At 61.9% G+C, this 23411-nt stretch carries 13 protein-coding genes; 5 read left to right on the forward strand and 8 right to left on the reverse strand.

The features are described from left to right. Window positions 1-207: 207 nt before the first annotated feature. Entirely contained in the window at window positions 208-1671 is a 1464-nt protein-coding gene (gene pyk, locus HMPREF2749_RS03195) for a pyruvate kinase (RefSeq protein ID WP_049342096.1), read from the reverse strand. A 521-nt stretch (window positions 1672-2192) separates the two neighbouring features. On the opposite strand from pyk, the gene HMPREF2749_RS03200 reads away from it, so the two are divergent. Together HMPREF2749_RS03200 and HMPREF2749_RS03205 are read left to right on the forward strand one after the other, a co-directional pair. After that, the gene (locus tag HMPREF2749_RS03200) at window positions 2193-2765 is read left to right on the forward strand and encodes a flavodoxin domain-containing protein (RefSeq protein WP_049327782.1); all 573 of its coding nucleotides are present in this window, start codon (window positions 2193-2195) and stop codon (window positions 2763-2765) included. 629 nt (window positions 2766-3394) lie between these two features. Then, window positions 3395-5341 (forward strand): GH25 family lysozyme, encoded by a 1947-nt coding sequence (locus tag HMPREF2749_RS03205; RefSeq protein ID WP_070593409.1) that lies wholly within the window; start codon window positions 3395-3397, stop codon window positions 5339-5341. 947 nt (window positions 5342-6288) lie between these two features. On the opposite strand, the gene adhP is transcribed toward HMPREF2749_RS03205, so the two are convergent. The 6 genes from adhP to HMPREF2749_RS03235 all read right to left on the reverse strand — a co-directional run bounded on the left by adhP (window position 6289) and on the right by HMPREF2749_RS03235 (window position 16329). Then, window positions 6289-7314 (reverse strand): alcohol dehydrogenase AdhP, encoded by a 1026-nt coding sequence (adhP, locus tag HMPREF2749_RS03210; RefSeq protein WP_049349127.1) that lies wholly within the window; start codon window positions 7312-7314, stop codon window positions 6289-6291. A 451-nt stretch (window positions 7315-7765) separates the two neighbouring features. Further along, a complete protein-coding gene (locus tag HMPREF2749_RS03215) occupies window positions 7766-9148 on the reverse strand; it encodes a phosphoenolpyruvate synthase (protein WP_070593410.1) in 1383 nt (460 codons plus the stop codon). A gap of 323 nt (window positions 9149-9471) precedes the next feature. Then, window positions 9472-10500 (reverse strand): prolipoprotein diacylglyceryl transferase, encoded by a 1029-nt coding sequence (lgt, locus tag HMPREF2749_RS03220; RefSeq protein ID WP_070593411.1) that lies wholly within the window; start codon window positions 10498-10500, stop codon window positions 9472-9474. Continuing rightward, the gene (trpA, locus tag HMPREF2749_RS03225) at window positions 10500-11354 is read right to left on the reverse strand and encodes a tryptophan synthase subunit alpha (RefSeq protein WP_070593412.1); all 855 of its coding nucleotides are present in this window, start codon (window positions 11352-11354) and stop codon (window positions 10500-10502) included. Before trpA ends, lgt begins: the two co-directional genes overlap by 1 nt. After that, window positions 11354-12688 (reverse strand): tryptophan synthase subunit beta, encoded by a 1335-nt coding sequence (gene trpB / locus HMPREF2749_RS03230; protein WP_049342101.1) that lies wholly within the window; start codon window positions 12686-12688, stop codon window positions 11354-11356. The genes trpA and trpB overlap by 1 nt, the downstream gene beginning before the upstream one ends. Window positions 12689-13014: 326 nt before the next feature. Beyond that, complete coding sequence (locus HMPREF2749_RS03235) at window positions 13015-16329, reverse strand: chromosome segregation SMC family protein (protein ID WP_083301082.1); 3315 nt, start codon at window positions 16327-16329, stop codon at window positions 13015-13017. Between the two features lie 321 nt (window positions 16330-16650). Between HMPREF2749_RS03235 and HMPREF2749_RS03240 the strand changes: the two genes are divergently transcribed. The 3 genes from HMPREF2749_RS03240 (at window position 16651) to HMPREF2749_RS03250 (ending at window position 22069) form a co-directional block, all read left to right on the forward strand. Beyond that, window positions 16651-17703 (forward strand): 3-oxoacyl-ACP synthase III, encoded by a 1053-nt coding sequence (locus tag HMPREF2749_RS03240; protein ID WP_049342102.1) that lies wholly within the window; start codon window positions 16651-16653, stop codon window positions 17701-17703. A gap of 85 nt (window positions 17704-17788) precedes the next feature. Then, window positions 17789-20779, forward strand: a complete 2991-nt coding sequence (locus HMPREF2749_RS03245) for an alpha/beta fold hydrolase (protein ID WP_049342103.1) — start codon at window positions 17789-17791, stop codon at window positions 20777-20779. A gap of 33 nt (window positions 20780-20812) precedes the next feature. Then, the gene (locus HMPREF2749_RS03250; protein WP_049342104.1) at window positions 20813-22069 is read left to right on the forward strand and encodes an NAD-dependent epimerase/dehydratase family protein; all 1257 of its coding nucleotides are present in this window, start codon (window positions 20813-20815) and stop codon (window positions 22067-22069) included. A gap of 207 nt (window positions 22070-22276) precedes the next feature. Here the strand turns inward: HMPREF2749_RS03250 and mutM are convergent, their stop codons facing one another. Further along, window positions 22277-23341, reverse strand: a complete 1065-nt coding sequence (gene mutM, locus HMPREF2749_RS03255; protein WP_049342105.1) for a bifunctional DNA-formamidopyrimidine glycosylase/DNA-(apurinic or apyrimidinic site) lyase — start codon at window positions 23339-23341, stop codon at window positions 22277-22279. Window positions 23342-23411 lie beyond the last annotated feature (70 nt).

Here is a 23411-nt window from a genome sequence, read left to right on the forward strand (position 1 = left end):
GCGGGAAAGTTTGAAGCTTTCCCGCCGCTTTTCTGTATCCGCTTCTATACCCTTTGTACCCCACCCGCGCATCGGATGCGGCAACAATAAAGGCACAAGAAACCGCCGCCCGGCCGTGAGAGTTCACGACCGGGCGGCGGTTCTATATACCGGGCGTACAGGCGAAGGATTACCCTCAGCTACGCATCGGAAAGATTGGTAAACGGCTTAGCGCTTGACCTCGTTCTCCTCGTAAGGACGCAGAGCCTCGCGCTCGCCCTCAGCACCGTAGACGCGGTGTACCTGAACCATGTTGGTGGTACCTGCGCGGCCTGCGGGAGCACCGGCAGCAACGACGACCAGGTCGCCAGCTTCTGCCAGACCGTTCTTCAGCAGGTACTCGTCCACGAAGTGGAACAGACCTTCCTGATCGGTAATCATCTCAACCTGCTCAGCCTCAACGCCCCACAGCATGGACAGGAAGGAGCGAACCTTCGAGCTGGTGGTGAACGCGACAATCGGGGTCTCGGGACGCAGACGTGCCAGACGACGTGCGGAGTCACCGGACTGGGTGAAAGTAACGATGAGCTTTGCATCCAGCTGGTCAGCAATGTTCACAGCTGCGCGGGTGATTGCGCCACCGCGGGTGCGGGGCTTGCGGTCCAGCTCGGGCACGCGGTACAGACCGCCCTTTTCGGTATCCTGAACGATTGCAGCCATAGCCTGCAGGGTCAGGATCGGGTACTTACCGACCGAGGTCTCACCGGAGAGCATCACAGCGTCTGCGCCGTCGAGGATTGCGTTAGCGCAGTCAGAAACCTCTGCACGGGTGGGGACGGGGTTGTCGGTCATGGACTCAAGCACCTGGGTTGCCACGATGACGGGCTTTGCCCAGCGACGTGCCATGTCGATTGCCTTCTTCTGGACGAGGGGAACCTCGGAGAAGGGCAGTTCAACACCGAGGTCACCACGAGCGACCATGATGCCGTCGAACTTGTCGATGATGTCCTGCAGGTTCTCAACTGCCTGGGGCTTCTCGATCTTGGCAATGACGGGTACGCGAATACCCTCTTCGTCCATGATCTTGTGGACGGGCTCAACGTCTGCACCGGTACGGACGAAGGAGAGTGCAATGATGTCTGCACCCATCTTCAGTGCGAAGCGCAGGTCGTTTGCGTCCTTCTCGGTCAGTGCGGGCAGGGAGACTGCAGCGCCGGGCAGGTTGATGCCCTTGTTGTTGGAGATGGGGCCACCCACGATGACGCGGGTGCGCACGCGGGTGGGGGTCACCTCGATAGCCTCGAGGCGGATCTTGCCATCGTCGAGCAGGAGCTTGTCGCCGAGCTTTACGTCGCCGGGCAGGCCCTTGTAGGTGGTGCCACAGATTTCTGCGGTACCTTCAACGTCTTCGGAGGTGATGGTGAAGTCTGCGCCGGGCTCAAGGTATTCCTTGCCGTTTGCGAAACGCTCGAGGCGAATCTTGGGGCCCTGCAGGTCGGCGAGGATAGCAACGTCCTTACCGAGCTTTGCAGACTGGTCACGGATGGTGTCGTAGCGTGCCTGGTGCTCGGCGTGGTCACCGTGGCTCATGTTCAGACGGGCGACGTTCAGGCCAGCCTTGATTGCCTCGGAGATCTTCTCGGGGGACTCGATTGCCGGACCGATGGTTGCAACGATTTTTGCGCGCCTCATGTACCTAACCTTTGTGTGTTGTTTTGTGTGACCCCTGAGGGTTCACACTGATTTTCCGGGGAAGACTAACGTCAAATTCCCAATTATTCCCACGTGCTCCAACATGTAGCCACGTGCCGGATGCGTGGGTTTCTTATCTAATTATAGGGGTTTTAGTGTCATTTGGGTATGCTTCTCCCGCCCCTTTCAGTCAGAAGAATAGTGTTTCAGGTCGCATTTTGAGTACAACTTCTCCCCATCAATCGCATCCCAAGAATCCAATTTTTACCCCCACCACCTCCAACTCGCCCGGAAAGTAAATTAGGGTGCTTTTTACCCATATCTAGCCAGTACTGCGCAATATTTAGTCTCGTTCGAGAACATTCGAGCATATTTCAAAAACATAGAGACACTCAGAGTGGGCTATGAGAAGATAGATGGGGCATCCAAAAGCTGGGCGATTTCACATTTTCGCGCGCCTAGCCTATATTGGAACCCATAATTAGTATTTGAAATGCGAAATATATCTGGAAGGTTCACAGATGACTACTCGCGTGCTGATTATCTTCGGCTCCACCTACGGCTACACCGAACAGTACGCCACCTGGCTGGCAGAAGATCTGCGTGCACTCCCGCAGGCCCCCGAGGTTGAGACTGTCCCCGCCTCCAAGGTCACCCCCGAGCAGGCTGAGGCATTCGACGCTTTCGTCATTGCCGGCAGCGACTACGGTGGATTCCTCAACGGCGCACCGGCACTTCGCAAGAAGATTCTGCCGATTATTGCGCCCAAGAAGAACCGCACCGCATTCTTCACCGTCTCCTTCACCGGTGAATACTCCAAGAAGCTGCTGGACAAGGCCGTCGCCAAGAGCTACACCCCCGAACTGACCGAAGGTCGCCCCGTCTACCACCTGCGTGGCGGCATCGACTTCGACAAGATTTCGCTGGCTCACAAGACCGCCCTGAAGGGCCCGGTGCGCGCATGGCTCATGGCTAACCCGCACCCGAACGAGGGTATTCAGCAGATGCTCGAATGCTACAAGACCGGCAAGGCTGAGTACATCGATCGCGAGACCCTCAAGCCGCTGGTCGAGGACATCGCAAAGTTCCTCTAAGCCTTTCGGGAAACACAAGCTTTCGCCTCTTCCCACCCGTCTCTTTCAGCCGGACATCAGAACCTGAAGGAGCGGGCGGGAAGAGCCGAGATAAACGTGCCAACAGGCACCATATACGTGGTCGATGACTCTTCATCTCTCCTGCATCGACCATGCAACTCCGGGTGCCGGTGCGAGGCCGCGCCAGATACAGTACCCGGAACATGAGGGGTGGGTCTTTGTGTGTGCGGCCCACCCCTTTCCTTATGCCCGCAAGCCAAAGCCCCTGCAGCGTCCCCTCCGACAGAGCAGTCCACAGAATGAAATTCACAACGCTCCGGCGTGTCGCGCACCTAAAATTTTTCACAAAAAACTGAGCCCATAAATGCACCGACAAGCCACAAAACAAAACAGGTCCCCCAAAGACGCCGATTTACTGTGCACTCCGTGGAAATTATGCCGCCAGGATGACACCCCAAATCATTGCGCACAGCGGTGCAGGTACCGTAGGCTGATAGCTGTGCCGGTCGCTTGACGCGGCAACAATTGACACATAAACCTCACCCAACTGCCCCACTATTCACTCGTGCCAGAAGCCCCCACACAGGGCCACATCGACACATCCACCTCTCAAACACAGGCAAAAACCTATGAAGAAACTCCAGACTGCCGCGCGCTCTGCGGCAGCCCGCTCCATCATGGCGTCCGCAGGTGCACTCTCCCTCGTCGCCGCATCCCTCACCTCCGTTCCCGCCGCATTTGCCGCCCCCAGCGCAAGCGCAGCCGCAGAGGTCAACCTCGGCGCATCCTACGAGGAGCTCAGCTACGCTCCCGCCCCGGATGCGTCCCTGGTCGAACGCTCCAACCCCGCCATGGGTGCGGGCGAGCGCGAACGCCTGGGCACCGCCAATGCACGCACCGGTGCCATCTCCCCCGCTTCTACCGCAACTCTGAGCGGTATTTCCGCGACCCAGAGCTCCGCGCAGGGTCTGGGAGCTGGTCGAGCTCCGGCAGCCGGTCAGGCACTGGTACCCGGTCAAGCGCTGGCACAGGGCCGCTCCGCATGGACCCCCTCCGGCGGCACCCTCGGTATGGACGTCTCCTCGCACCAGCAGAACGTGGACTGGGCGAGCGCCTACGCCGCAGGTTCCCGCTTCGCCTACGTGAAGGCGACCGAGGGCGGCTACTACACCAACCCCTACTTCGGTCAGCAGTACAACGGCTCCGCCGAGTCAGGCATGGTGCGCGGCGCCTACCACTTCGCGAACCCCCGCACCTCCTCGGGTGCCGATCAGGCACGCTACTTCGTGCAGAATGGTGGCGCGTGGACTGCCGACGGCAAGACCCTGCCCGGTCTGCTGGACATCGAGTTCAATCCCTACCCCGCCTACGGCAACACCTGCTACAACATGACCCCGGCGCAGCTGACCGCCTGGACCCGCGACTTTGTGGACACCTACCGTTCACTGACCGGTCGCGCCCCGATGGTGTACACCGCAACCTCCTGGTGGTCGCACTGCGTGGGTTCGCCGCAGTTCGGCGCTCTGCCGCTACACCTGGCAAGCTACTCGACCGTGGTCGGTGCGATTCCGGCGGGTTGGAGCGGCTACGACATTTGGCAGTTCACTGACTCGGGCCCGTTCGTGGGTGACTCGAACTTCTTCCCCGGCACCGTGAACGATCTGAAGGTTCTGGCAAAGAACCCCAACGCGGTGCACCGCAACTGGTCGAACGGCCAGGATCGCGCAGCGGAAGACCGTTCGGCAGAAGACCGCGCGGTACAGGATTCGAACGTGGTGACCACCGCGACCGGTTCCATTGATATTCGCACCGGCATCGGTAACTTCTGGAATAAGAATCGTTCCTTCTACGGCAACCCGATTGGCACCGAGTACACCCTGACCAACGGCGTGTACGCGCAGAAGTTCACCAACGGCAAGACCATCTACTGGACGAACTCCCACGGCTCGCACTGGCTGGTCACCAACGGCGGCCTGGACCAGAAGTTCCGCTCTGATATTGCGCGATTCCGCGGTCTGACCACCAACGAGGAAACCCGCTCCGACACCATCGCGGTATCCTTCGCCAACGGTGAGGGCGCCTACTGGTCCAACGCCTACGGCACCCACATTATCAACGAGCGCGGCTCCATCTACGCGACCTGGCGTGCAGCTGGCATGAGGGGTGTGCCCACCACCGATGAGCAGAACCTGGGCAACGGCCTCATCAAGCAGGAGTTCACCGGCAGCACCACCTACGTGTGGTCCGCGCAGACCGGCACCCACCGCATGCACACCGGCGGCGCGTTCTACCACCGCTTCCTGCAGCACCGCGGCGCCTGGGGTGCACCGGTGACCGACGAGACTGTCACCTCCACGGGTGCTCAGATTCAGTTCGCCTCGGGTAAGGTACTGCTCTGGTCGGATGCGTACGGTGCGTACGAAACCAACGGTAACGGCGCGATTTTCAAGCATTGGGAGAAGAATAGCGCCCGCTACGGTGCGGCACGCGGCGACGAATCCTACGTGAACGGCGTGTACTACATGGACTTTGAGCGCGGCACGATCCGCTGGACCGCGCAGCGTGGAATCTACTAAACAGCGTGGAATCTACTCAACAGCACGGCAGCTAATAAACACTACAACGTGCATATAAAAACGAGGGGCACCTGGCAGAGGTGCCCCTCGTTCTTTTGCTACAGGAAGCATCTTCTGAACAACACAAAAATCAAGATGCGTTCTGCAGCGGGTGGGTTACCGAGTGAGTAGAGAACCCGGCTATGTTACCCGTGCCGGCAGGTAAATTTATGGCGTGGCGGGCGTGCCGCCTCGAAGTCATGCAATGTCCTAAAAGCCCCGGATTAGTGTGGCGGACATAGTCCCCATTGACTATGTCCGTGGGGCCCACACTAATCGTTGGTGAGACCTCAATCCGAAGGTGTCTAAAGGGGCGCCTGGCCGGAATTAAGGACTCAACGGTGAATAACGGCACGGTACGAAGATGCTGAAATTCACCCGGGTATGGCGTTCCGGGAGAAGGAATCGATATCTAGGAGGGCCGAAACCTTCACACGTCATATCCCGTTACATCTAGGGTAGGTGTAGGCGCACGCGAAACCTATCTCTTCGGCAAATATTACGCCTCAACCAGTGGTTGAATGTTTACAATACAAGTATGCATTTTGAGGCCTATAGATGTCAAACAAGATACTCTATTGAACTAATTTAGTGAGAATTTTGAGATATTCCCCGAATATTTCAAAAATAAATTCCTGCGTATATTACGTTTAGGTGCCTAGTACTCACAGAGATTTTCGGCTCCATACGATAACGGCTCTCAAAAACCCGGCACTAAAACATCTAGTTAAAAAACACTAGTTAAAACACTAAGGCGCACCCCGCGTCGTATGCACAGCAGAAAGAGTACCCATACTCCCCCGCCACACGGGATGCGCCCTAGGCGCTATAACCATCGAAACTACCGGCAAGACCCCAGTCGAGTGAGACCTTGAAGCCCTACCGGGCGCCTCGAACCATCCGCCAGCTTAGAGGCTAGCGAAGTCCAGAACCATACGGCCGGTAATCTTACCAGCAGTCATTTCCTCGAAGACAGCCGGTGCCTCGTCAACCTCACGCAACTGAACCACCGGAACCACGAGGCCGTCAGCACCGAACTGGAACGCCTCCGCCAAATCCTGACGGGTGCCCACCAGGGAACCCACCACGCGGATACCGTCCAGAACGATCTTCACAATGGACAGCTCCATCATCTCCGAAGGCAGACCAACAGCCACCACGGAACCGCCCGCACGAACCGACTCGATAGCCTGGTTGAACGCAACCTTCGACACAGCGGTCACCACAGCAGCGTGAGCGCCGCCGCCGGTCAGCTCGCGAATACGAGCCGGAACGTCCTCAACCTCACGGCCGTTGATGACGTGATCAGCACCGACCTTACGAGCCAGAGCCAGCTTGTCGTCGTTGATATCAACAGCGATAACCTTGGCACCGAAAACCTTCTTAGCGTACTGAACAGCCAGGTTGCCCAGACCGCCAGCGCCGTAAGCGACCAGCCACTGACCCGGGCGAACCAGCGACTCCTTGGTTGCCTTGTAGGTGGTCACACCAGCGCAGGTAATGGAGCTAGCCTGCGCCGGGTCAAGGCCCTCGGGAACCTTCACAGCATAATCAGCGGGCACCAGGGTGTACTCGCTCATGGCGCCGTCGACGGTGTAGCCGGCGTTCTTGACCGAACGGCACAGGGTCTCACGACCCGAGGTGCAGTACTCGCAGTGGCCGCAGCCCTCAAAGAACCAAGCCACCGACACGCGGTCGCCTTCCTTCAGGGACTCAACACCCTCGCCGACCTTGACGACACGACCAACGCCCTCGTGGCCCAGAATACGGCCCGGAAGCTCACCGAAATCACCGGCAGCCACGTGCAGGTCAGTGTGGCACACGCCCGAGTACTCAATCTTCACGAGCGCCTGGCCGTGACCAACCTCCGGAACGGGGACCTCACGGACAACAACCGAACCGTCAACCTTCTCAGGGACAACAACAGCCTTCATGGTTTCCTTGCACATGATCTAAACTCCTTTGTCATTGGTAGCCGCACTCAAGCCGCAAGCTGCAAGCTGCAATCTGCAATCTGCGCTTTGCAACCTAGCGGGGTGGGCGCGCATATTCTTTACATTTCCACAGTACAATGATGAGCTGCCAGTCTAAAGGTTTACCCCCGAATATGACAGAGAGGTTAGATAGAGGCGTTCTCACGAGCAAGGATGAGCTTTCGATAAGGTCCATTCCGACCAATGCGCTAAACCGCCAAAGGTTGATATGACGCTATGACGAAACAACACAGAAGATGAGAATGCCTCCCAAACAAGCGGCTTGGGAGGCACTCAGAAAAAATTTAAATATTAAGTTTGAGGCGCATACCACCCTAAAGAAAGGGTTCAATCTGCACCTATACGATTCCTACAGGCTCACAGGAACTCTTAGCCGATGAGACTTAGCTGCCTAGAAGCAGAAAGCAACCTCAATATAACCAGCACCGCGCTCACCCGGACCATTCGGAGCATTCAACGCCCAACCCAGATCCATGATGCGCACCGTAGAATCCATGAACGTACCGCCGCCAGCGCCACCGCCAGCCAGCTGCACCGAACCCACCGCATAGCGGGCACGAGCCGAATCGTTATTCCACTTCTGCGACACCACACGAGCCGAAACGCTCAACGCAGCGCCGGAACCGCCGCCGCCATAACCGGCGCCACCGCCTCCAGAAACCACAGACTGGTAGCCGTTAAACAGCTCGCCAGCGTTCGACGGGCGGTTATCGGCACCCTCCGGAGTCTGATCCCACTGGTACGAATAGCTCGCCACACCATCGGCGCCCTTCGCACGGAAACCGCTCGCACCCGCCGCACCGGCAGTCGCAGTGCTCACCAGCTTCTGGGTGGAGGTGCTCGAAAAACCAATCACCGAACCATCAACAGCCGGCGGGTTCAGCTTCTCACCGCCGGCACCGCCCACACCACCGGCGGCACCCGAACCCGGGTTCACCGTCAGAATCGGATCAGACTGCGCCTCGTACGAGGTGAAACCAACAAAACCGGGCGAACCGTCGCCGTCACCTGAACCAGCGCCACCACCGGTGCTGAACTGGTGCTCGCCACCGGAGCTATCGAGCGAATAGTGCGCGGTCGGGCGCACAGCACCCGCATTCGCGGGATTCGGCAGAACCGTCGCATACGACGCCAGCACACCGGCACCGCCGCCGCCACCGGCAACAATCATGGGCACACCATCCACCTCAATAGCGGAGGAACCACCGCCGGACGCCGAATACAGCACAGCGCTCATGCCGCCGCGACCGGTCACACCGCCAGAAATGCGGGTCAAATCATTAATCGCAGAAACAACGTTTGCGGGAACCGGCGAAGAAGCCTTCGAGGAGCCACCCACACCGTAGCCGTCGCCGCCCTCAGCGGGCTTCAGCTCACCATTACCAATACCGCCCGAACCGGCCGTCAGAGTAATAGTCTGGCCGCCGCGCACAGCCATAGAACCCTCCACCATGGCACCGGAACCGGCATCAGCCACAGTGTAGTTCGTGCCACCGGCACCGCCCACAGCGGTAAAACGCATACGCTTAGCGCCCGCAGGAACCGTCAGCACGGCTACCTTCTTCACGCCGTCACCGGCAGTGATCATCGTCGAATCCTCGTAAGGTCCGGTGCACTCGCCTTCCTCATCAGACGCCGCATACGCCGGAATCACCGATGACGCCACAACAACCGGGGCAGCCCACGCCGCACCAGCCACCAGACGACGACGGGTCAGACCCGGACGAGAAGAAGGAGAAATGGGGCGCGAAGAATCGCCGGCAGAAGAGCTCACGATAAAAATCCTGTACGTTGAGTGGGTGTTTCTAAACGCAGACGCGACGGGCGTTCGAAGAGCCTCATACTCCTTACACGGAGCCTCATACTCCTTACGTGGGTGCCCGCCACACGCAATACCTCTATTATGCCTTCTCAACAGCCCAAATCCACGCAGGGTCCCGGCACATGCCACCATGAGAACATCCACCAGCAAGAAACAGACAGCAAGCACAAATAGCGGGCACAAAAAACCGCCGGACAGGGGCGCTCCCCCATCCGGCGGTTTTTCTATGAAATTTAGATGGAGCTAGAAGATGAAAGCTAGGAGCCCTTTGTCAGCTAGGAGCCCTTCGTCGAAGACTCAGAAGAGTCAGAATCCTCGGCGGGCTCTGCCTTCTCAGATGCCTTCTCGGATGCCTTCTCGGATGCCTTCTCCTCAGCGCCCTCTACAGACTCATCTGCGGCAGGCTTCGGAGCGAACTCCGCCGGAGCCGGCTCAATACCCGCAGCAGCCTTCGCCGCAGCACGACGACCAGCCACCACAAAACCAGCAGCACCCAGCAGAACCAGCAGCAGAGCAGTCCACACGTGAATACGAACGCCCCAGAGCATCTCCGAGGTATCAATACGCAAGAACATCTCAATGAAGAGGCGACCCACACCGTAGTAGAACACGTACAGCCACAGGGTCTGACCCAGCTTCAGCACGCCCTTACGGCCCAGCCACAGCAGCAACGCCACACCCAGCAGGTTCCACAGCGACTCGTACAGGAACGTCGGATGGAACAGCGTACCCGCCGGATACTGCGACGGGAAATTACCGCTCGACGCGCTAATCTCCAAGCCCCACGGCAGAGTCGTCGGCTTGCCGAACAGCTCCTGGTTGAACCAGTTACCCCAGCGGCCAAACGCCTGAGCCAGCAGAATACCCGGCGCTACCGCATCCGCAAAAGCAGGGAAATTCATGCCATAGCGGCGGCAACCATACCAGGCGCCCAACGCACCAACCGACACGGCACCCATAATGCCGATGCCGCCCTCCCAAATCTTCAGGAAAGCCCACGGATCAGCAACATTCGGACCGAAATAGCTACCCGGGTCAGTAATCAGCACATGGTAGGCGCGGGCACCAATAATACCCGCCGGAATAGCCCACATCGCCACGTCAAAAACGCGCTCAGGGGTACCACCCGCCGCCTTCCAACGGCGAGAACCCAGCCACAAGCACACCGCCATACCCGCAAGAATACACAGGGCATAGAAATGCACACGGAACGGGCCCAGCTGCAGGTACGAAACGCTCGGAGAGGGAATCGAAGCCAGCACGTTAGCTACCGGCACGCTCGCCAGCGACAGCACATCAGACATTAGCCTTCACGCCCCGCCAGCTCACGGGTCAGCTTAGCCACCGCCTCAACACCGCCAGAAGCCAAAGCCTTCACTAGCGCAGTACCGACAATCACGCCGTCCGCATACTCGCCAATCTCCTCAACGTGGGCACGAGTCGAAACGCCCAGACCCACGCACGCACGAGGCGCACCGGCAGCCTTAATGTCCGCAACCAGGGTGCGAGCCGCCTCCGACACGGAGGTGCGGGCACCGGTCACGCCCATCACCGACACGGCGTACACGAAGCCGCTCGACGCCTTCGCAATAGTCGCCAGACGCTCCGGCGAAGAAGACAGAGCAGCCAAGAAAATACGGTCCAGACCGTACTCATCAGAAGCTTCAAACCACGACGACGCCTCATCAGGCACCAGGTCCGGGGTAATCATGCCCGCGCCGCCGGCAGCCGCCAAATCACCCGCAAAATTCTTCACACCGTACGCCAGAACCGGGTTCCAGTAGGTCATCACAACAACCACCGCGTCGGTAGCCTCGGTAATGCGGCGGACCGCCTCAAACAGCTGAGGAAGCTTGAAACCGTTCTCCAGCGCCACGCCGGTAGCCTTCTGAATCACCGGGCCATCCATGACCGGATCAGAATAAGGCACGCCCAGCTCAATAATGTCCGCGCCGTTATTGCCCAGAGCAATCGCCGCGTCAATCGACTCGTCCAGGGTCGGGAAGCCCACCGGCAGGTAGCCAATCAGCGCCGCACGGCCCTGCTTCTCGCACTCAGCCAAACGAGCCGCCAGAGGCGACTGCGCATTCGGAGCGGGGAAAGAACCATCCAGCACCGTAAAAGGTGCCGACTGAGAAATAGCGTCCTGGTAGCTCATTACTTAGCCTCACTTTCAGCCTGTGCGTTCTGTGTAGCGGATGCGGCAGCTTCCTTATTACCGGTCATCAGGGTCGAGGACGGAATCGCCTTACCCAGGCCGAACCACTTCAGCGCGGTCTCCATGTCTTTATCGCCACGACCGGACAGGCAGACAATCATCGTCTTCTCGCGTGCCGCCTCCGGATCCTCAGCAACCCAACGCTGGCACACGCGCAACGCGCCCGCCAGAGCGTGCGAGGACTCAATCGCCGGGATAATACCCTCGGTGCGGCAGAGCAGACGCAGAGCGTCCATCGCCTCGGTGTCAGTCACCGGCTCGTAGGTCACGCGACCAATATCGGACAGGTAGGAGTGCTCAGGACCCACGCCCGGGTAATCCAGACCAGCAGAAATCGAATGGGACTCAATGGTCTGGCCGTCCTCATCCTGCATCAGGTAGGTCATCGCGCCGTGCAGCATGCCCGGGCGGCCCAGAGTAATGGTCGCCGCGTGACGGCCGGTCTCCACGCCGTCGCCGCCAGCCTCGAAACCGTAAATCTCGACCGAAGAATCATCCAAGAACGCGTGGAACAGACCAATCGCGTTCGAACCGCCACCCACGCAGGCAGCAATACCATCGGGCAGGCGGCCGGTCTCAGCCAGAATCTGCTCGCGCGCCTCCGAACCAATAGCGTCGTGGAAGAAACGCACCATCGCCGGGAACGGGTGCGCACCCGCCGCGGTACCCAGCAGGTAGTGGGTGTTCTCAACGTTCGCAACCCAGTCGCGCAGCGCCTCATTAATGGCGTCCTTGAGGGTGCGGGAACCGTTCTGAACCGCAATCACCTTCGCGCCCAGCAGCTGCATACGAGCCACGTTCAGCGACTGACGCTCAGTGTCTTCCTCACCCATGTAGACCACGCACTCCATACCGAAGAGCGCAGCCGCAGTCGCAGTCGCAACACCGTGCTGACCCGCACCGGTCTCAGCAATCAGACGGGTCTTACCCATACGCTTAGCCAGCAGAGCCTGACCAATCACGTTATTAATCTTGTGGCTACCCGTGTGGTTCAGGTCCTCACGCTTGAGGAACACACGCGCACCAGCATGCTCAGAGAACTTCGGAACCTCAGTCAGTAGCGACGGACGGTTCGAATACTCAGCAGAAAGACGCTGGAACTCAGCAATGAACTCGGGGTCGTTCTTCGCCTCGTTAAAGGTTGCCTCCAGCTCATCCATGGCGGCAATCAGCGACTCGGGCATCCACCGCCCGCCGTACTCACCAAAATAGGGGCCGGGGGCATTCTTCAACGACTCGCCGTTGAGGAAAGCATCTGCCAGGTTCTCGCTCATCACTATTCCTTCCCTGGATGGTTGCCGCCGGATGCGCGCCGCGGGTAGGGCGGGGCATCAGGCCTGATCACAGCGAAACACCACGCCAACCGTGAATAGGTGGACGGTGTTCGCACATATCCCCCTATAGTACCCGGGTGCAGGCGGTGACCTGTACCCCGGAGTGCACATGACCATTCCTAGGACATGTGACGTTCGCCGGGGTGGGTGTGCTCGCGGGTATGGGCGGCTCGCATGGGAAGGTTTAAACGCTGGGAAGAAGCGGCGAGGCAGGGGCGCTCGGCTGGGTCTGGCCGGGTCGGGCAGGGTCTGGCAAGCGCGGCGGGCTACAGCAGCTCGCGCAACTCCTCCATCTGCTGAGAAAGCACCGTCGACACACCACCGCGCATCGACACCCCGTACAGGGTCTCCGCAATCTGCATCGTGCGCTTCTGATGCGTCACCACAATCAGCTGCGAACGCTCCCCCAACTCACCAATCACCTGCAGCAGGCGCGAGAGGTTGCGGTCATCCAGCGCCGCCTCAACCTCATCCAGGGCGTAGAACGGCGACGGGCGAGACATATAAATCGCAATCAACAGCGCCAGCGAAGCAAGCGAACGCTCACCGCCAGATAGCAACGACAGGCGCTTAACCTTCTTACCTGCCGGGCGCGCGTGAATCTCCACACCCGAATTCAGCGGATCGGACGGATCGTCCAGCTCCAGGTGGCCCTCGCCTCCCGGGAACAGGGTCTCAAAGATGCGGCGGTAGTGGGTGTTAATGTCCTCCATCGCGGCGGTGAACACCTCCGCAATGTGGCTGCTGACCTCGTCCATGACCGTGTTCAGGTCGCGGCGGGTCGCCTTCAAATCCTCAATCTGCTGGTTCAGGTAGGCGTGGCGTTCGGACAGCGCCTCGTACTCCTCCAGCGCCAGGGGGTTAATGGCGCCCAGCGCCTCCAGTTCGGCGCGGGTTGCCTTGAGGCGAGCGCGCACGCTCTCGGTGGAAGCTTCGGTAGTCTCTGATGCCGTTTCGGTAGCAGTATTTTCGGAAGCGGCGTTTTCGGAGGCTACGTTTTCGGAAGCCTCCTCAGCGGGCACATCAACCGGCAGCTGCTCGGAGTACTCCTCCTCCAGCTGCTCCAGGGTCAAACCGGTCATCAGGCGGGCACGCTCAGCCAGCGCCTGCACGCGCTCCTGCACACGTGCCGCCTCCGTCTGGGTGCGCGCCAGCAGGGTCAGCGCCGCCGCGTGCGCTGCCTGCAAATCCTGCGCCTCCTCGTTCGTGCTGGTCAGACCCTCCTGGGCGTTCTTCAGGGCGCCGCTCAGCTCGTGCAGCTGCTGCTCACGCTCGCCCACCTGCTCGGCAAGCACCTCACCCAGACGCTGGGCGCGGTGCTCAATCTTTGCTGCGGGAGCCTGCTCCCCCGTGCCCGCCAGGTAGGAATCCTCGCGGGTGCGCGCCGATTCGTAGGCGGTGCGCGCTTCGGCTACGGATTCCTCCGCGGCGGTGAGGCGCTCGTTCAGTCGGGCACGCTCGTTCTGAATGTTCTGTGCGGAGGCTTCCAGGGACTCCGCCTGGGCACGGGCGCGGGCATGCTCGGCGCTCGCCACGCCCGCCGCCTTCGCTGCCTCACGTTCTGCTTCGACCGCCGATTCTGCCGCGGTCTGAGCCTGCTGAACGGTCTGTTCGGCTTCATCCAGTTCGGCGCGGGTGCGGGTCACGACCTGGGAGGCGGCGCGGTATGCAGCGGCAAGTTCCAGGGGGCTGGCACCCTCAGCCGGGTAGAGCAGGCTGTAGCGGGTGTGCTCGGTGCCTGCGGGGTCAAAAATACGCCAGATAGTGCGCTGACCTGCGAGGGTATTCTCTGCGAGCAGGTGCAGGGCTTGCTCTGCGGAGGCGGCATCCGGCGCGAACAGCACACCCGCCAGGCGCTCACCCAGCGCCGCGGTGACGCGTGCCAAGGCGTGCTCGTCGATGCCGGCGAGCGCGGCAGCGTCCTCGTTGAGCGGTTCAATCATCTCGGTTGCGGGACGGATACCCAGCTCGTGCAGCTCGGTGGCGCAGGATTCGGGCAGGGTGGTTTCGGGCAGTTCTGTTAAAAGTTCCGTCGCGGCAGATTCGCTGCTTTCGTCCCCCTTATCACCGCGCAGCTGCGACACCTCGGCGCCCTCAACCGGCGCGCTCAACGCCGCGGTCGCCAGCGAGGTCAGCGCCGCAGAAGCCGCACGCGCATACTCGGGGTCAATCTGCACGGCATCCAGCACGCGCAGCAGGCTCGTGCCCTCGCTCGAAGAATCCATGAGCTCGCCGGTCTCGGGGTCGAACACCGCCTCTGCAGATTCAGTGTCCAGTTCGGCGGGTGCTTCGCCCAGGCTCTGACCCAGCGCCTCACGCAGGGTTGCGGCACGCTCAGCCGCCGCCGCGTAGGCGCGGGTCGCCTCCACCACAGCGGCGCGGGCGGCATCCAGCTGAGCCTGCGCGCGGGCACGAGACTGCGCCGCCTCACCCGAGGCGCGCTCAGTCTGCGCCACCTCGGACGCTGCCTTCTCAACGTTCTTCAGCGCCGCATCGTAGCGTTCCTCAAAGCTGGCGTAGCTTTCCACCGCGCGCTCTGCCTCTTCGCGGCGCTCCTCCAGCAGTTCCAGGGCGCGTTCGTATCCGGCGCGGGCGGCGGCGGTTGCCTCGGTCAGTTCCACGCGGTAGGTGCGCACGCGCTCGGCGGCGATGGACTGCACGGTGCGCACGCGCGCGGCGGACTCGCGCAGGGTCGACACGGCCTTCTGACAGGCGGTGACCTCGGCGTTCAGGCGGTTCTGCTCCTGCTGATGCTTCGCGGATGCGGCACGCGCCGCCTCCAGCTGTTCTTTCAGGGCTTCGGCGCGGCGGGTACCTTCCGCCTCGGAGGCGAGAGCCTGCGTCTGCTCAGCCTGCAGAATACCCAGCTGACGGGTCAAAAGCACCGCCTCCAGCTGGCGGATGCGCGCCTGCAGCTGGCGCGCGGTCGCGGCGGATTCTGCCTGCTCGCTCAGCGGCTGCAACTGCGAATCCAGCTCGGCAACCAGGTCGCTCAGGCGGGTAACGTTCGATGCCACAGACTCCAGCTTGCGGCTGGTCTTCTCCTGGCGGCGGCGGTACTTGACCACGCCCGCCGCCTGCTCGATCATGTCGCGGCGCTGCTGCGCGGTGGCGTGCAGGACCGCATCCAGCTGACCCTGGCCGACGAGCACGTGCATCTGCTGACCCAGACCCGCCTCCGAGAGCAGGTCCTGAATGTCGGCAAGGCGCGCCGGGGAGCCGTTAATCTCGTACTCGCTGCCGCCGGAGCGGAACATGGTGCGCGAAATCTGCACCCGATCAGCGGGAATGCTGAGGGTGCCATCAGAATTATCGAAAGTCAGGGTGACTTTGGCGCGGCCCAGGGGTGCACGCTGGGCGCCGTCGCCCGAACCAGCCTCACCGGAGCCCGCGAAGATAACGTCCTTCATGCTGCCGCCGCGCAGGCTCTTAGCGCCCTGCTTACCCATGACCCAGGCGAGCGCATCCAGCACGTTGGACTTGCCGGAGCCGTTGGGGCCGACCACCGCGTTAATGCCGGGGGTGAACTCAAAAGTGGTTGCGGAGGCGAAAGACTTGAACCCGCGCAGGGTCAGCGACATCAGGTGCACAAGGGGCCTTTCTGCAGAAGAACTGGTGTGTGCCGGGCACGTTCTGTGGTGCGTGGCGGCATCCCTCTAGTGTACGCGGTGCGGCGGGCGGGCGGCGTGAACGTGCACGGGGTGAAGGGGGTTCAAAGTTCCTCATTCTGCATCATCTTACGCGCGGGGTGAACGGGCGCGTTCATATTGGGTCTACGGATACGGGTTCGCCCGGTCGGTGCGGTAGATTGGAATGAGCATCACGAATTCTGCGGGGCCGCTGTGCGCATCCCCGCCGTCTTTGTATCCCACTGACTTCTATTTACAAGGGCCACACCATTGATGAATGCATCCGCCGATAAGGTCGGCACAAACTCTGACATTCGCCACGCTAACGCAGCTCTGCTGTCTATTACCCATGAGCTGCCTCCGGAGGTCGTCACGAGCGACTACTTCGATGAGCAGCTGGCCCAAACCTACAAGCGTCTGCGCATGCCGAAGGGCCTGCTGGAGCGTCTTGCCGGTATTAGCACTCGCCGCGGTTGGGCTGAGGGCCAGACCTTCGAGGACGGCGTTGTTGCCGCAGCCGAGAAGGCTATCGAGCAGGCGGGTATTGACCGCTCCCAGATTGGCCTGCTGATTAACGCTTCGGTGACTCGCGATAACTTTGAGCCCGCCGTTTCGGTGGGTGTGCACGACCGTCTGGACCTGCCGCGTCACGCCCTGAACTTCGATATTACGAACGCCTGCCTGGGCTTTGTGAACGCGATGACTGTCGCCTCCACCATGATTGATGCGGGCGCTATCGACTACGCCCTGATTGTCGCTGGCGAGGACCCCTCCCCGTGGCACCGTACCGCGGTGCGCATCCTGAACAACCCCGATTCGACCCGCGAGGATGTGCTGGCTCAGTTCGCGACCCTGACCCTCGGTTCGGGTGCGGCAGCGGCTGTGATTGGTCGCGCTGACCGCCACCCGGAAGGCCACCGCATCGTCGGTTCGGTGTCCCGCGCGGGCACTGAGCACCGCAACCTGTGCATCGGTGGCGAGGCGGATCAGGGCATGAACACTGACGCCGAGGGCCTGCTCAAGCACGGCCTGGAGCTGGTGGCGCAGGCGTGGGAGCAGGCGCATCAGGACGGCTGGGAGTGGAACGATATGACCTCCTACGTGACCCATCAGATTTCTAACGCCCACACAAACGCCATTATTGAGGCGGTCGGTATTGAGCGTGAGCGCATCCCCATGACCTTCCCGAAGTGGGGCAATGTGGCTGCGGCGGCTCTGCCGATGACTCTCGCCGAGTGCGCGCCGACCTACAAGGAGGGCGACCGTATTCTGTGCATGGGTGTGGGTTCTGGCCTGAACACTGCCCTGCTTGAGATTCAGTGGTAACCCGTTAGCCAGCAACCTTTAGCCGGTAACCCGTTAGCTTTTGCGGTAGACATTCACCGATTCGATCCGGAAGGATTCCCCCAGCATGCGCCATTTGAACTTCCCTAAGGCTCAGCCCCCGTATAACCCGGAGGAATGGGCGGGCGTGAACCCGCGCTACTCCCACCTTCTGGAGGTGCCCACCTCCGCCCCCATTGAGCAGCGGGCGCAGCAGGCTGGCGCGCGCCGTTGGCACTACCTGGATAACCTTCCGGTGCTGGTCGAGCAGGGTTTGGAGCCGATTGGCACGATTCTGTGCGTGCACGGTAACCCGACCTGGTCGTACCTGTGGCGTACCGTGCTGGATGCGGGCGTGAATGAGCGCGCCCCGTGGCGTGTGGTTGCGGTTGATCAGATTGATATGGGCTATTCGGAGCGCACTCACCTGGATTTGGAGGGTGAGCGCCGCAGCCTGGAGGACCGTATCGCTGACCTGGGTGATTTCACGAAGGCGCTCGGTCTGGATGAGACCGACAAGCCGGTCGTGACCCTCGCTCACGACTGGGGTGGCCTGGTGTCCTTCGGTTGGGCGCTGGAGCATCGTGAGATTCTTTCGGGCGTGATGCTGACGAACACCGCGGTCTACCATGACGGCATTGAGAATATCCCTGCCGCCCTGCGCCTGGCGTTGGGTGTGCACGAGTGGGGTACTCACGATTCGACCGCATTTATTGATGTGACCTTGGGTTTGGCTCAGAATGAGGGTCGCCTGCCCGCGCCGGGTTCTGCCGGTGCCGGGGCGCTTGATGGTGCCCTGCCGCAGCCGGTGGGTCAGCAGCCCAAGCGCCTGTACCCGAGCCCTCTGAACGAGGCGATTTACCGTACGTACCGTGCGCCGTACGCTCATTCGGCGTGGCGTGAGGGTGTGCGTAATTTTGTGGGCGATATTCCGACCGGCGCCGACGTTCCCTCCTATGCGCCCATGCAGCGTATTGCCGAGCAGATTCGCGGTCTGGATGTGCCCGCGTTCTTCCAGTGGGGTACGAAGGACCCGGTGTTCCAGCGCCGCTACCTGTTCGACCTGATGGAGCGCATGCCGCAGGCGAAGGTGCACCGCTACGAGAAGGCGTCGCACCTGGTCATCGAGGATTACGATATTGCCTCCCCCATGATTTCGTGGCTTGCGCAGACCTTCGGCACAAGGGAGGATGGCGCTCTGGTGCCCCCGCACAACGTTGAGGCGGAGCATCGTGCCGCCCGCGCGCGCCGCCACAGTCTGACTACCGGCGAGGGCGCTACCGCTGAGGGCGCTGTTCCCGCGGCGTTCCGCCCCATGCTCGCAGCCCTCACCGAACGCGCCAATGACGCCTCCACCGCCGTGGTGGACATGGACCCCAAGGGCGACGGCACCTCCGTTTCTGTGACCCTGACCTGGGCTGAGCTGAACCAGCAGGTCAACGCCGCCGCAACCCGCCTACACGCCCTGGGTGTGCGTCCGGGCGACCGCGTGAACCTGATGGTACCTCCGGGTGCCCGCCTGACCACCCTGATTTACGCCTGCATGAAGCTGGGCGCTGTCATTGTGGTGGCTGATACCGGTCTGGGTATTCCGGGTCTGACTCGCGCGTTGAAGGGCGCTAACCCGAGCTTCCTGGTGGGTATTCCCGCCGCGCTCAGTGCCGCCCGTACCCTGCTGTGGCCGGGTGTGCGTATTTCTGTGGAGCCGCTGGGTTCGGTGCAGGAGAAGCTGTTGGGCGTTGCCGGTTCGGTGTTTACCGCGCCCTCCGCTGACGGTACTCCGGGTGCGCCGGTGCCCACCCCGACCGTGGTGGAGTTCCCCTCCCCCGTGCCGGATGCTGATGCGGCGGTGCTGTACACCTCCGGTTCGACCGGCCCGGCTAAGGGTGTGGTGTACACGCAGCGTCAGCTGGCGGGTATGCGCGACGCCATTGCGAATACGTACGGTTTTGCACCCGGTAGCGGCCTGGTGGCTGGCTTCGCGCCGTTTGCGCTGTTGGGCCCGGCGCTGGGTGCTACCAGCGTGACCCCGACGATGGATGTGACCCGCCCGAAGACCCTGACGGCTTCTGCTTTGGCATCGGCTGCGGCGGCTATTGATGCGTCGGTCGTGTTTGCATCCCCCGCCGCCCTGGTAAATGTGGTGGCGACCGCCGATGAGCTGAACGCTGAGCAGCGTGCGGCGTTGGCTAAGGTTCAGACCGTGCTGAGTGCTGGCGCGCCGATTCCCGTGCCGCTGCTGGAGGCGCTCTCCGCCCTGGTGCCGAACGCCTCCCTGCACACCCCGTACGGCATGACCGAGGGTCTGCCGGTGACCGATGTATCTTTCGAGATGATTCGCCAGGCGATTGCTGAGGGCACCCCGAACGCCGCCGGTGAGGTGCTCGACCCGTTCGCCCGTGACGGCGTGTGCGTTGGTTTTGCGGTGTACGGTGCGGCGGTGGCCATTGCCCCGCTGTTGCAGGACGGTTCAGTGGCGGATGAGCTGACCCATGAGCCGGGTGTGACCGGTGAGATTCTGGTCTCGGCACCCCACGTGAAGGACCGCTACGACACCCTGTGGGTGACCGAGGAGCAGTCCATTAGCACTCCGGGTTGGCATCACACCGGTGATGTCGGTCATCTGGACGCTTCGGGTCGCCTGTGGGTTGAGGGTCGCCTCGCCCACGTACTGCTGACCTCGCAGGGCGTGCTGACCCCGGTTGCGGCTGAGCAGTCCGCCGAGTCCCTGCCCGAGGTGCGCCGCGCCGCCCTGGTCGCGGTGGGTCCTGCCGGTACTGCCGCCCCGGTGCTGGTCATTGAGGCTTCCGCGAACACCGCCGCCCTGGAGGCGCGCCAGTCCGCATCCGCGTTCAAGCGCGCCCTGCTCGATCGCGTGCCCGGCCGCTTCCCCATTGCGGAGGGTGTGGCGCCCTTCGAGCTGTCCCAGCTGGTGCGTCAGAAGGTTGCCGAGGATACCGGCGTGGAGCTTGCCGCCGTGCTGGTGGTGCACGAGCATCCGACCGATATTCGCCATAATTCGAAGATTGACCGCCCCGCCCTGGGTGAGTGGGCGTCGAAGGTCCTTGCGGGGGCGTAAGCGCCTGCCGGATCCCTAAGTCTAAGGAGTATGATGTCCCCTCATTCTTCGCGTGAGTCCTCTTCCCACGAGCCCGCACCCCGCCAGTCTGCGTCCCGCCCGTCTGGGTCCCGCCTGTCAACTTCGCATGCGGTGAGCTCCCCGACGGCTCGGTTCCGCAAGCCTGCACAGCCGCTAGCGGCACGCTACACCGACCCCGCCCCGCGTTCCCTGCGCGCCGTCGAGGAGTCGGACTTCGCGCCGCGTATTGGCGAGCGCATCCTCTTTACCGGCGCGAGCGGTCTGCTGGGTCGTGAGAGCGTGCTGGCGCTGCTGCGTGCCGGCTATGATGTGCGCGTTTTTCAGCGTGGCGATTCGGGTATTGCGGCGCTTCTGCCCGATTCGATTCGCCCGCGTTTTGAGCAGGTGCGCGGCGATATTACGAACGCGCAGGCTGTTGATTTGGCGATGACCGGCGTGAACGGCGTGGTGCATGCCGCGGCGAAGGTTTCGGTCAGTGGCGAGTGGGCTGATTATGAGCGCATCAATATTGAGGGCACCCGCACCCTGTTGCAGGTGGCACTGAACCATTCGGTGGGTTCGTTCCTGTATATTTCTTCGCCGTCGGTGGCTCATGCCGGTGCGGCGATTGTGGGTGACGGTGCCGGCGTGGCGTCCCCGGAGCATGCGCGCGGCAACTATGCGCGTTCGAAGGCTGCCGCTGAGCTCCTTGCCCTGGAGGCGAACGGCACTCCCCTGCCCGGTGGCGGGGTTTTGCGCGTGGGTGCGTTGCGTCCGCACCTGATGTGGGGTCCGGGTGATACTCAGCTGGTGGAGCGTATTCTGGAGCGTTCCGCCGCGGGCCGTCTGCCGCTGCTCTCTGGCGGTACGGGCCTGATTGATACGCTCTACATTGATAACGCCGCGGACGCCGTGGTGCGCGGATATCAGCGCCTCGACGCTTTTGCGGGCAAGGCGCTGGTGGTGACAAACGGTCAGCCGCGCACTATCGCTGAGCTACTGGGTGGTTTCTGTGAGGCGGTGGGCGTTCCCGCCCCGCGTTTCTCGGTTCCGGCGAAGGTTGCGGCTCTGGCGGGTAAGGTCATTGAGCGCGTCTGGGAGCGTCTGCCAAAGAACGTGACTGCCGGTGATGAGCCGCCGATGACGGAGTTCCTCGCCGAGCAGCTGTCGACCGCACACTGGTTTGATCAGCGCCGCACCCGTGAGCTTCTGCAGTGGGAACCCGCCGTGTCGATTGAGGAAGGCTACGAGCGTCTGGGCTTGTTCTACGGCGATAGGTACAGCCGCTAGGTGCAGGCGATAGGTACAGCCATCAGTTGCTTCTTGTCGGGGTGGCTTTCGGGTTGACTCCCCCGCCCCCGGTTTATACAACTGAGGTTTAAACGAATGACGGCGTAGCTACATCCCCCGTACGGGAGGAACGTAGCTACGCCGTCATTCGCATATCTAGCGTGAGCTTGTGCCTATCGTAAGCCTTTACCGACCGAGAGCCTTTATCTAGCGAGAACGCGGCGCCCGCTGGCAGTGCGGGCAACGGTAGGACGAACGGTTCTGGAACGGTTCGCGCACCATCAGGGAGGTTCGGCCCGCCTCCGCGCAACGGTGGCAGGGCTTCCCGGCACGACCGTAGGCGTTCAGCGAGCGCTCAAAGTAGCCAGACTCGCCCAGCACGTTCACGTACAGGGCATCGAAGCTCGTGCCGCCAGCCGCCAGGGACTCGCGCAGCACCTGCGTGACCGCCTCCAGCAGTTCGCGGGTTTGCGCGGCGCTGAGGGTGCGTGCGGGCTTCGCGTAGTGCAACCGCGCACGCCACAGCGCCTCGTCGGCGTAGATATTGCCCACGCCGGAGATGACCGACTGGTCCAGCAGCACCTTCTTAATGCCGCTGGAGGTGCGCAGGAACTTTCGGCGCACCGCCGCGGGGTCGAAGAATTCGTCCAGCGGGTCGCGGGCAATGTGCTTGACCGCTTCCGGTACTAGAAAACGCTCCGGTACTTCACCCGCCGCAGCTTCATTCACTGCAACTGCCGCGGGTACGTCCGGCACCAGCCGGCTAAGGAACATGCCGCCGAAGATGCGCTGGTCCACGAAGAGCAACCGCTGCCCGGTGCTCGCCCGGTCGGTACTCGCCCGGTTGGTGCTCGCCGCGCTACCGGTAGCTCCCGCCGGTCCTAGCTCGAGCGCCACGCGCAGGTGCCGCGGCTGCTCATCAAAGGCCGCGCGAGCCTCCGACTCACTGCCCGAGTCGCTGCCGGAATCACCGCCCGGTTCATCGCCCGGTTCATCGCGCACGAGCAGCTGACCGCTCATGCCCAGATGCACCACGAGCGCCTCGTCGGCAAGCGTGCCATCCGACTCGCTCAGGGTCAGCCACAGGTATTTGCCGCGGCGGTATGCACCGCGCAACGTCCTGCCGGTGAGTGCCGCCTCAAAGTGGGCGGGACCGGGCAGGTGCCTGAGCAGCGAACGGGCATCGACCACGCGCACCGCCTGCACGGGCCGACCCAACGAATGGTCGGCTAGACCTGCGCGAACGGTTTCCACCTCGGGCAGTTCGGGCATGGTTCCCTCCAATCAGCGGGGCTGCAGAATCAAGAGCCCGCAGAGCTAACAGACCTGCAGGATGCTTGAT

It is taken from the genome of Rothia sp. HMSC075F09 (genome assembly GCF_001810515.1).
GTDB lineage: Bacteria > Actinomycetota > Actinomycetes > Actinomycetales > Micrococcaceae > Rothia.